The organism is Rhizobacter sp. P2_H3, from assembly GCF_056403355.1.
The window spans coordinates 1-10094 of sequence record NZ_JBFUFQ010000210.1 but is presented as its reverse complement, the minus strand read 5'-3'; the positions used below and the strand labels follow the sequence as shown (position 1 = coordinate 10094).

12 protein-coding genes and 1 tRNA gene are annotated in these 10094 nt (G+C 71.2%); 5 read left to right on the top strand and 8 right to left on the bottom strand.

Annotation, left to right across the window (positions count from 1 at the left end; translation table 11 throughout):
• Positions 1–2: 2 nt before the first annotated feature.
• The 3 genes from AC1D1T_RS25940 to AC1D1T_RS25930 all read left to right on the top strand — a co-directional run bounded on the left by AC1D1T_RS25940 (position 3) and on the right by AC1D1T_RS25930 (position 1295).
• Positions 3–77 (top strand) — tRNA-Arg (locus AC1D1T_RS25940).
• Positions 78–178: 101 nt separating this feature from the next.
• Positions 179–769: a hypothetical protein gene (locus AC1D1T_RS25935; RefSeq protein ID WP_477826517.1), complete on the top strand. Its 591-nt coding sequence runs from the start codon at positions 179–181 to the stop codon at positions 767–769.
• Positions 770–845: 76 nt separating this feature from the next.
• Positions 846–1295, top strand: coding sequence for a GNAT family N-acetyltransferase (locus AC1D1T_RS25930; RefSeq protein WP_477826516.1), 450 nt, complete (start codon positions 846–848; stop codon positions 1293–1295).
• Between the two features lie 10 nt (positions 1296–1305).
• On the opposite strand, the gene AC1D1T_RS25925 is transcribed toward AC1D1T_RS25930, so the two are convergent.
• A complete protein-coding gene (locus tag AC1D1T_RS25925) occupies positions 1306–2418 on the bottom strand; it encodes an ABC transporter substrate-binding protein (RefSeq protein ID WP_465113800.1) in 1113 nt (370 codons plus the stop codon).
• A 361-nt stretch (positions 2419–2779) separates the two neighbouring features.
• On the opposite strand from AC1D1T_RS25925, the gene AC1D1T_RS25920 reads away from it, so the two are divergent.
• Positions 2780–3136, top strand: a complete 357-nt coding sequence (locus AC1D1T_RS25920; RefSeq protein ID WP_477826515.1) for a hypothetical protein — start codon at positions 2780–2782, stop codon at positions 3134–3136.
• Between the two features lie 31 nt (positions 3137–3167).
• Here the strand turns inward: AC1D1T_RS25920 and AC1D1T_RS25915 are convergent, their stop codons facing one another.
• The 7 genes from AC1D1T_RS25915 to AC1D1T_RS25885 all read right to left on the bottom strand — a co-directional run bounded on the left by AC1D1T_RS25915 (position 3168) and on the right by AC1D1T_RS25885 (position 9291).
• The gene (locus AC1D1T_RS25915) at positions 3168–3929 is read right to left on the bottom strand and encodes a Crp/Fnr family transcriptional regulator (protein WP_047503095.1); all 762 of its coding nucleotides are present in this window, start codon (positions 3927–3929) and stop codon (positions 3168–3170) included.
• The gene (locus tag AC1D1T_RS25910; RefSeq protein ID WP_477992757.1) at positions 3929–4630 is read right to left on the bottom strand and encodes a flagellar basal body L-ring protein FlgH; all 702 of its coding nucleotides are present in this window, start codon (positions 4628–4630) and stop codon (positions 3929–3931) included. The genes AC1D1T_RS25915 and AC1D1T_RS25910 overlap by 1 nt, the downstream gene beginning before the upstream one ends.
• Entirely contained in the window at positions 4627–5163 is a 537-nt protein-coding gene (locus AC1D1T_RS25905; protein ID WP_047503100.1) for a hypothetical protein, read from the bottom strand. The genes AC1D1T_RS25910 and AC1D1T_RS25905 overlap by 4 nt, the downstream gene beginning before the upstream one ends.
• 7 nt (positions 5164–5170) lie before the next feature.
• Positions 5171–5500 (bottom strand): hypothetical protein, encoded by a 330-nt coding sequence (locus AC1D1T_RS25900; RefSeq protein ID WP_047503102.1) that lies wholly within the window; start codon positions 5498–5500, stop codon positions 5171–5173.
• A 1-nt stretch (position 5501) separates the two neighbouring features.
• Positions 5502–5744 carry a hypothetical protein gene (locus AC1D1T_RS25895; RefSeq protein ID WP_465113804.1) on the bottom strand — a complete coding sequence of 81 codons (243 nt, stop codon included), beginning with the start codon at positions 5742–5744 and terminating at the stop codon, positions 5502–5504.
• A gap of 161 nt (positions 5745–5905) precedes the next feature.
• On the bottom strand, positions 5906–6601 hold the full coding sequence (kdpE, locus tag AC1D1T_RS25890) for a two-component system response regulator KdpE (protein ID WP_047503106.1): 696 nt from the start codon (positions 6599–6601) through the stop codon (positions 5906–5908).
• Complete coding sequence (locus AC1D1T_RS25885) at positions 6601–9291, bottom strand: DUF4118 domain-containing protein (RefSeq protein WP_477840019.1); 2691 nt, start codon at positions 9289–9291, stop codon at positions 6601–6603. The genes kdpE and AC1D1T_RS25885 overlap by 1 nt, the downstream gene beginning before the upstream one ends.
• 64 nt (positions 9292–9355) lie before the next feature.
• Between AC1D1T_RS25885 and AC1D1T_RS25880 the strand changes: the two genes are divergently transcribed.
• Positions 9356–10094: FAD-dependent oxidoreductase (locus tag AC1D1T_RS25880; protein WP_477992756.1), on the top strand; the 739-nt coding region annotated here is incomplete at its 3' end.

Below are 10094 nucleotides of genomic sequence, written 5' to 3'. Positions count from 1 at the left end.
CGCTCGCCGTAGTTCAATGGATAGAACGGCCGCCTCCTAAGCGGCAAATACAGGTTCGATTCCTGTCGGCGGGACCAGCGCAGAGCAAGGCGGGCCCGCCTTCCTCCATCCCCCTTGAGAGGGTTTCAGAACCCTGGCACCGGCCCTAAGCTGGCCCTCCGATCAAGGAGGAGTCTCAATGACTTTGAAAGCAAAACTCGCCGCACTGGCGGTCCTGTCCCTCGCAGCGGCCGCGCACGCCGAGGTCATCACGTTCAAGTTCACCGGTACCGTGACCCAGAGCCTGCCCCTCGCACTGACCGGCGCGAAGGTGACTGGAACGTTTGCCTATGACACCGATTCCATCTACATCGATCCCCCCCCGAAGCCCAGCGAAACCAGCAGTGCCACGTACGACGGAATTCCCCAGTCCATGCGCATGCACGTCAACGGCCACACCTTCGAATCCGAAACCGTCAAGATCTTCATCTCGAACAACTCCAACAGCAATGTCGAAGACACGATCAGTGTCATCGGAGAGGGGATGACCTTGGACGGCACGCGGTTCGAGCAGGGATCCTTCGGATTCGAGCTCTACAGCGGCCCCGGCAACACCCGAGCGCTCCACGGCAGCCAGCTGCCCAAGCGCATCCTCGTGAAGCGGTTCGACCTCCAGAAGTACGGATTCGGCATGGTGGATGGATCAGGAGATGGAGGCCTCGTCGCGTTCGAGGTCGACCGCATCAAGGTCGTCCGCCCGGCGGCACAGGACGACGTCGACGAAGAATGATGCAGGGGGCGCGGGCGCTGATGGGGTGCCATGGTCCAATCGCCGGACGCCCTGCCCCGCCGAAACCAAGAACGCCATGACGGCATCCGACGAGCCCTGGACCCTCCGTGAAGCCCGCGTCGGTGACGCACCGACGATCGCCGCGCACCGCTACTACCGTGGCGAGCCGCAATCCGACATCGACGCCTATGCCGACTGGATCGGGCCGCGTATCGAGCGCGGCACCTACGTCGGCTTCGTCGCCGAGCTGGCCGGCCAGCCGATCGCCGGGGCCGGCGCCGTGTTGCTCGATTGGGGGCCGATACGCGGCGAGCCCGGCGGCACCCGGGCGCGCATCGTCAACGTATTCACCGAGGCGGCGCATCGCCGCCAGGGCCTTGCCCGCGCCTTGCTCGACCGGGTGATGGACTCGTGCGATGCGCGAGGCATCCGCGTGTTCAACCTGGCTGCGTCGAGTGACGGTGCGCCGATCTACCGCGCGCTCGGCTTCGTCCCGTACGACAACGAGATGATCCTGCGACGCTGAGCCGGCTGCGTCAGCGGCGCAGCCGCCCGCTCGCATCGACGATCGACAGATCGACGAAATCGAGCCCGGTGTGGTCGCTCGGGCTGTAGTTGATGCGCAGGCCGCCGAGGTCGTAGGCCGACATGCCGTTGAGCGCGGCCAGCACCGAGTTGCGGTTCGGCGCGCGGCCGGCGCGGCGGATCGCCTCGACCAGCACCTTCGCGTCGGCGAAGCCCTCGACGAGCGCCGGCGTGATGTCCTCGACGTGCGCCGCCTTCGCGAACTCCAGCACCTCCTTGATCAGCGGCGACGAGATCGCCCGCTCGTTCGGAAACACCTGCGCGATGATCGTGCCGTGCGCGTTGGACTTCATCAGGTCGATGAAGCCCTTCGAGGCGTTGTTCGACAGCGTGACGATCTGCGCCTGCAGGCCCGCCGCGCGGATCTGCGCGGTGCCGCCGGCCACGGCCTGCGCCGAGCCGACGAACAGGATCGCCTGCGGCTGTGCCTTCTGCAGGGCCTCGACCGTCGGTCCGAACTCGGGCTTCTGCTGGTTGAACTGGCCGGCGAACACCGGCGTGATGTGACCGGCCTCAAAGCCGGCGCGGGCCCCGGCCATCGCGTCGAGCCCCGACGAGTCCTCCGGGACCACGACGGCGATGCGGTTCACACCCACCCCCATCAGGTGCTCGATCGCACGCTGKGCCTCGCGCGACGACGACGCGCGCACGTTGAACACATAGGGCTGCACCGGCTTGCGCAGCACCGCGGCGCCGGTGAGCGGCGCGACCAGCGCGATCTTCGACTGCTCCAGCACCGGCAGCATCGCCTGGGTCTGCGGCGTGCCGCGGCTGAGGAACAGCGCAACCACCTTCGGATCGGCCGCCAGCGTCTTCGCGTTCTTCGCGGCGAGCGGCGGCTGGAACTGGTCGTCGAGCGACACCAGCTCGAGGCGCTGGCCGTCGATGCCGCCACGGGCATTGATCGTGTCGAAGTAGAGGGCGGCGCCGGCCGTCATGTCGCGCACACCGGCTGCGACCGGGCCGGTGAAGCCGGCGGTCTGGCCGATGCGGATCTGGCCTTGGGCCGGCGCAAGCGCCACCACGCTGGCGACGAGCGCCAGCAGACTCTTCCATGCGTGCATTCGAATTCCCTTGTAGGTGTGGAAGCTTCCACTTGTCGTACAAGTCTAGTGATCGATGTCACGACTCCGGTTGACGGATCTGCGAATTCGACGGCAAGAAGTCACGATTTTCGGAAGCGGGCCTCGGTGGCGCAGAGGTGGGCAACTGTCAACTGCGCGCCACAGTGCGGTGCTCGATGCCGGACACGTTTTGTTGCGTTCGCGGCCATCACGTGCAATGAGCCCGCCAGCAGCGCCGCACCAGACAGGCCTTTGCCACCCCGCTTGACATTCCCACGCTTCGCATCACGCGCAGGCGGAGCCCACCTCCACGCCGTCCTCCCACGACACCGGCTGCAACCTCTGCATCGCGTTCTGCTCGATGACCCCGATGCCCAGCGCGGCACCGACCATGGAGCTGCACGAGATGGTGCTCGGCACGCCGGCGGAGCTGCAGGCGCATGCGGCGCTGATGCAGAAGTTTCCGGAGATGGAACATGCCAGCCCGAACATGGCGCATGTGAAGCCGGGCGCCGACGGCCAGATCGTCTGGCAGTTCACGCAGCCCGGCGAGTTCCGCTTCGCCTGCCTGCAGCCCGGGCACTTCGAGGCCGGCATGCTCGGCCGGCTGGCCGACCCGAAGATGCTGGACACCCTGCGCGAGGGCGACAAGCTGCGGTTCCGCGCCGAGCGGGTGGACGGGGCGATCACGGTGGCGGCGATCGAGGCCGCAAAGTGACGCAAGAAAGGACGCAAGAAAGGACCCGAGCTCAGCGCGTCGACACCACGCCTGCGCCCGGCCGCCCCGACGCCGCCGCCAGGCACAGCAGCCCGAGCGTGGCGCTGCACTCGCCGGCCGTCGCGATGCACTCCAGCCCCTCGCGCTCGACGTAGGCCGGCAGCTGCAGCCAGGCCGCCGGCACCTCCAGCATCACCTGCGAGCGTTCGGTGCGCACCCAGCCCGCGTCGGCCAGCTGGCCCAGGTAGATCCAGGTCTGCCGCCGCGACAGGCCGGCCAGCTGCCCCATGAAGGCCTGCGACACCGGCAGCGCGATGTGCGGCCCGCGCGCGCCCGACTGCGTCGTCGCGAACGCCGCCGCGAAGGTCGCGAGCACGTTCACCAGCCGCTGGAAACCGCCGCCCGCGAGCCGCAGCGCCAGTTGCTCCTGCATGCGCAGCGCCGTTGCCGAATGCAGCCGGCCGATGTCGTCGCCCGGCCCGCCATCGCCACTGCGGCCGGCATCGCGTGCCGCCCGCACCGTCGATGCCGGCACCTTGACGGCCACGACATCGATCAGCGCCGTCACGTCATACAGCGCGCGCTCCTGCCCGAGCGGCGAGCCCCAGCCGATCACGTCGCCGCCCCACAGCACCGCCACGCCCACCTCGGTGCCCGCGGCCACGCGGATGTGCAGGCTGACCGCGCCCTGGCGGATCGCCATCCAGTCGTGCAGCTCGCCGCCGACCCGCACGATGGCCTGGCCGCGCCGGAACACCTGCTCCACCGCCTCGTCGATCCAGTGCTGCTGCATCACCACACCGCCAGCGTCTTGGCCATCACCCGCTGCAGCCAGCTGCGCGAGGCCGCTTCCGACACATCGCCGCTGCCGGCGCTTTCCAGCGAGGCATTGGCCACGTCGCGCGAGTTGACGACGTTGCCCAGCCGGATGTCCTGCGGGTTCACGACACCGGAGAAGCGCAGCGCGCTCGCGCCGCCGTTGACGCCGATGCGCCGCTCGCCGGCCACCACCAGGTGCCCGTTGGGCAGCACGTTGATCACCGAGACCGTCAGCTGGGCGGTGAACTCGGTCGCCACCTCGGTGCTGCCGGTGCCCTTGAACGAATCGCTGCTGCCGGCGCTCGCGTCGACGTTCAGGATCTTGTCGAACAGCCCGCCGTCCTTCGCACCATTCCCCGGTCCCTTGACCGCCTGCTTGTTGTCGCGGCTGGTGTCGGTGGCGCGCTTCTGCGAGGCCTTCAGGCTCTCGGAGATGTCGACCTTCATCGTGTCGCCCACCGCCTGCGGCCGGCGCTCGCCCGAGAACAGCGCGGTCGATTCGAGCTGCGGCTGGTAGATGGCGCCGTTGCTGCGGCGCTCGATGAACATCGGCGCCAGCGGCGGCGCGGCGCTCACCGGGCCTGGCACCAGGCTCGGCGGCGGGCTCGCACAGGCACCCAGCGCCAGCACACACGTCGCTGCCGCACCACGTACCGCGTACTTCGGGGGTTTCATTCGAATCCTTGGATGAGTGCCCGCACCACCGGTGCGAGCTTGGTTCTTGTCGTGGCCCACTTGCTGGCGCCGAAGCCGGCGTCGTCGACGCTGTAGCCGCTGCTCGCGAGCAGCGCGCCACCCGATCGCTGCAGGCTCATCGAGGCCGCGCTCAGGTAGGGCCGGGCCACTTCGCCGAACGGCGGCGTCTCCCAGTCCACCGTCGCCGCGTAGCGCAGCCAGACCTCGCAGTCGTCCGCACCGGCACCGGCCTCGTAGACGCGGCTCGCGACGCCGATGCCGCGCAACTCGGCCTGCAGCGCCGGCACCAGGTCGGGCAACGGCGCGTTGCGGTTGAACTCGATGCACAGCCGCTTTACCGGCGCATCGCCGTAGTGGACGGTGTTGATCGCATGCGACGGCGAGCGGCCGATCGCGAGCGAGGTGGCGCTGCCGGTGGCCTTCACCAGCTCCCAGGTGGGCACCGGGCTCAGGATCGAACAGGCGCTCAGGGCCAGGCAGGCAGCCGCCAGCGCGGCAAGGCGGATGTGCATCGCGGCCTCAGACGATCTCGTCGATGCGGCCGGCCAGCTCGAGCCCGGCCTGCGCCGCATAGCCAGCCGCCACCTGCACCGCGTCGCCGACCAGCCCGTCGGGCTCGCCGAGCGCCGCGAGCGCGAGGTGGGCGACCACCTGCGCGGCGTCGAGCGCGTCGGGCGAGCCTCCCGCATCGTTGTCGACCCGCGCCTGGCCTTCATGGCTGAGCGAGACGCTGGTGCTGCCGGTGCTGGCGCCGGCGGCTGCCGGTGCCGTCGGTGCGCGGGCCGACGACGCGGCCGGGGCCGCGTGCGCCGTGGAAGCGCCCGCGCCGATCGAAGCTGCGTGCGCCATCTCAGGCGGTCTGACGCGGCGTGGTGGCGGCGGCGAGCGACACCGTCGAGAGCGAGCTCGCCAGGTCGGGCTTCGGCGGCACCGAGGCGGCTGCGGCCGGCGCAGCCTCGGCAGCATCTGCCGCCGGAGTGGCTGCCGGCTTCAGGCTGGAACCGAATCCACCGGTGGCACCCGCGGGCGGCGTGGCGGCAGGCTTCGGGAGGGAGCGGGCCGACAGGTCGGCGGAGGGACGGGCGACATGCATGGTGCGTGATCCGTGGGGTTGCGATGAGAGTGAATTGTTCTCAAGGCACGCCCGCTCGATCGCCGGAAAAGCGTGTCGCGCGATGGCTGCGAAGGGGCCTGGGTGATGGATGTCACCCAGGGCGGGATGTCACCCAGGGCGCTTCGGCCTGGCGCGCACGCTCACTCCACCAGCAGCCGGTAGCCGACCCCGGTCTCGGTGAGGATGTGGCGCGGCTGCGCCGAGTCGGCCTCGAGCTTCTGCCGCAGGTTGCCCATGTAGACGCGCAGGTAGTGCGTGCTCTGCGCATGCCCCGGCCCCCACACCTCGCGCAGCAGGTACGGGTGCGTCAGCACCCGGCCGGCGTTGGCGATCAGCACGCCGAGCAGCCGGTACTCGATCGGCGTCAGGTGCACCTCGGCGCCGCGCCGGCGCACCAGGCGCGCCGCCTGGTCGACCTCGACATCGCCGAAGTGGAACACCGCGTCGGCCGGTGCCCGCCCGGCCCGCATGCGGCGCAGGTTGGCACGCGTGCGCGCGAGCAGCTCGGCCACGCCGAACGGCTTGGTGATGAAGTCGTCGGCCCCGGCATCGAGCGCCGCCACCTTTTCGCTCTCCTGCGTGCGCGCCGACAGCACGATGACCGGCACGCCCGACCAGGTGCGCAGCTGGCGGATGAAGTCGACGCCGTCGCCGTCGGGCAGGCCGAGGTCGGCGATCACCAGGTCGGGGCGCCGCGTGCCGGCTTCGATCAGCCCCTGCTTCACGGTGCCGGCCTCGAACACCTGCCAGCCCTCGCCCTCCAACGAGAGGCGGACGAACTGGCGGATCTCGCGCTCGTCCTCGAGCACCAGGGCGGTCGGCAGCGGGGTGGACATCAGGTCTCCTGGTCGAGTGCCGGCGGCGTACCGAGCGGCAGGCTGAAGGTGAAGGTCGCGCCCGATCCCGGCCGCTGCGCGGGCGCGGGCTCGACGCGGATGCGCCCGCGGTGCGCCTCGACGATGGCACGGCAGATCGCCAGCCCGAGGCCGACGCCCGGCGTCGCCGATTCAGTCTGGCCGCGGGTGAACTTCTCGAAGATCCGCTCCTCCTGGCCGGGCGCGACGCCGGGGCCGTGGTCGCGCACGCTGACGAGCAGCTCGCCGCCCTCCGCCCGCGCGAGGATCTCGACCGGCGCATCGGGCGGCGTGTACTTGCCGGCGTTCTCCAGCAGGTTGACCAGCACGCGCTCGATCAGCACCGCATCGCATTCCACCAGCGACACGCCGGGCTCGATGCGGATCGCGAGCGGCCGCGCGCCGAGCGCGTCGTGCGAGGCCGCCACCGCCCCGCCGATCAGCTCCTCGACCGACTGCCACTCGATGCGCAGCCGGATCTCGCCGCTCTGGATGCGCGCCATGTCGAGCAGGTTGGTCACCATGTCGGCCAGGCGGCGCGACTTGTCGCCGAGGCCGGCGGCGAGCTCGCGCTGGCGCGGCGACAGCGGCGGCTGGCTCGCGGCCAGCAGCTCGGCGGTGGCGACCAGCGCAGCCAGCGGCGTGCGCAGGTCGTGCGACAGCGCCGCGAGCAGCGAATTGCGCAGCCGCTCGGATTCCATCTGCACCGTCGCGTGCTGCGCGACCTCGATGTAGTGCACCCGCTCCAGCGCCATCGCCGCCAGCGCGGCGAAGGTCTCCAGCTGGCGGCGCTGCTCCGGCACCAGCAGCAGGCGCGGCTGCTGCGGCTGCACCGCCAGCACGCCGCGCGAACGCACCGTCGCCTTCAGCGGCAGGTAGAGCCAGGCGCTGCCGGGCAGCGTGTCGGTGCCGAGGCCGGCCGGCTGGTGGTGGTCGAGCACCCATTGCGCGGTGCCGAGGTCGAGCCCCGCGGCGAACGGCTGCGGCGATTGCAGCCGCTCGTCGAGGTCGAGCCCGAAGACCGCGACGCCGGCGCGGAACTCGCGCGCGATGACGGCTTGCGCCACCTCGACCGCGTGCTCGCGCGTCAGCGTGTTCGACAGGTCGCGGGCGGCCTCGAACAGGGCGCGCGAGCGGGCCTCGCGGTGCGTTGCGACGCGCACCTGGAAACGCAGGCCGGCGGTCAGCTGCCCGGTCACCAGACCGACGATCAGCATGATCGCGAAGGTCAGCAGGTACTGCGCGTCGGACACCGCGAACGACAGCCGCGGCACGACGAAGAAGTAGTCGAAGGCCGCGACGTTGACGAACGCCGCCAGCACCGCCGGGCCGCGGCCCAGCCCGACCGCGATGCAGACCACCGACAGCAGGAACACCATCACGATGTTCGCGAGGTCGAAGTACGGCACCAGCCCGTGCGTGACCAGCGCGGTCGCGGCGCAGGCGGCCACGGCCAGCGCGTAGCGGCGCAGCGGCGGGACCATGCTTGCTTCGGCTTCGGGCTGCGTTGCCGGCACGGGCGCCGGCCGGGCGCGCGGTGCGGCGCCGAGCTCGATGCGGTCGATGTCCGGCGCGAGGCGCGCCACCGCCTGGCCCATGCCGCGCGCCGGCCACCACCAGCGCGGGTTGCCCGAGCCCATCACCAGCTTCGACAGGTTGTGCTGCCGCGCATGCGCGACCAGCACCTCGGCGACATCCTGGCCCGACAGCACCGCGCTGCGCGCGCCCAGCGCCTGTGCCAGCTTGACGGCCTGCAGGATGCCCTCGCGGCGCGCGCCGGGCAGCCGCTGCAGGGCCGGCGTCTCGACATAGACCGCATGCCAGCTGACGGCCAGCTGCTGCGCGAGCCGCGCGGTGCTGCGCACCACCTGCTCGGCGCCCGGCTGCGGGCCGATGCAGCACAGCAGCGCGCCCTCGGTCTTCCAGACCTGCGCGATCGCGCGGTCGCTGCGGTAGGCCTGCACGTCGTCTTCCACCCGGTCGGCGGTGCGGCGCAGCGCCAGCTCGCGCAGCGCCATCAGGTTGCCCTTGCGGAAGAAGTTCTTCGCGGCGCGCTCGGCCTGCGCCGGCAGGTAGACCTTGCCGGCCTTCAGCCGCTCGATCAGCTCGTCGGCCGGCGTGTCGACCATCACGATCTCGTCGGCCCGGTCGAAGAAGGTGTCGGGCAGGGTCTCGTGCACGACGATCCCGGTGATGCCGCCGACCACGTCGTTCAGGCTCTCCAGGTGCTGCACGTTCAGCGTGCTGTAGACGTCGATGCCGGCGGCCAGCAGCTCCTCGACGTCCTGCCAGCGCTTCGGGTGGCGCGAGCCGGCGAGGTTCGAATGCGCCAGCTCGTCGACCAGCACCAGCGCCGGCCGGCGCGCCAGTGCGCCGTCGAGATCGAACTCCGCGAGCTGCCGGCCGCGGTGGTCGACCGTCTTCGCAGGCAGCACCGGCAGGCCGTCGAGCAGCGCCGCGGTCTCGCTGCGGCCATGCGTCTCGACGACCCCGGCCAGCACGTCGACGCCGTCGGACTGCATCTTGCGCGCGGCCGCCAGCATCGCGCAGGTCTTGCCGACGCCGGCCGACGAGCCGAAGTAGATGCGCAGCCGGCCGCGCGTGGCACGCTGCGCATCGTCGCGCAGCTGGGCCAGCAGGACGTCGGGATCGGGCCGCGGGATGTCGCTCATGGTGCGGCGACATTGTCACCGCCATTTGTGCAACGATGTTTGCCGCAACCCACCGGAGCGTGCCATGACCGACACACCTTTTCAGCCCGACCGGCAGCCCGACCTGAAGGCCGGCATCCCGCTCGAGCGCATCGCCGACGGCGCGATGCTGGCCGGGCAGATCGACGGCGAAGACGCGCTGCTGCTGCGCCAGGGCGATGCGGTCTACGCGATCGGCGGGCAATGCACCCACTACCACGCGGCACTGGCCGACGGCCTGCTCGACGGCCACGTGCTGCACTGCCCGATGCACCACGCGCAGTTCGACATCCGCAGCGGCGCGGCGCTCTGCGCGCCGGCGCTGGACGACCTGCCCTGCTGGCGCGTCGAGCAGCGCGACGGCCAGGTGTTCGCCCGCGAGCGCATCGTCGCCGCGCCACGTTCGCGCCGCGAGGCATCCCCGGGTGCGCTCGACGACGTGGTCATCGTCGGCGGCGGTGCGGCCGGGCTGGCCGCGGCCGACACGCTGCGGCGCGAAGGCTACGAGGGGCGCCTGGCGATCCTCAGTGCCGACACCGATCCCCCCTGCGACCGGCCGAACCTGTCGAAGGACTTCCTGGCCGGCACGGCCGAGGCCGACTGGATGCCGCTGCGGCCCGGCGACTGGTACGCCGAACGCCGCATCGAGCTGCTGCTGGACACGCGCGTCGACGCGATCGACGTCGCCGCGCGCCGGCTGCGGCTCGCCGGTGGCGCGCCGCGGCCGTTCGGCGCGCTGCTGCTCGCCACCGGTGCCGAGCCGGTGCAGCTCGACGTGCCCGGCG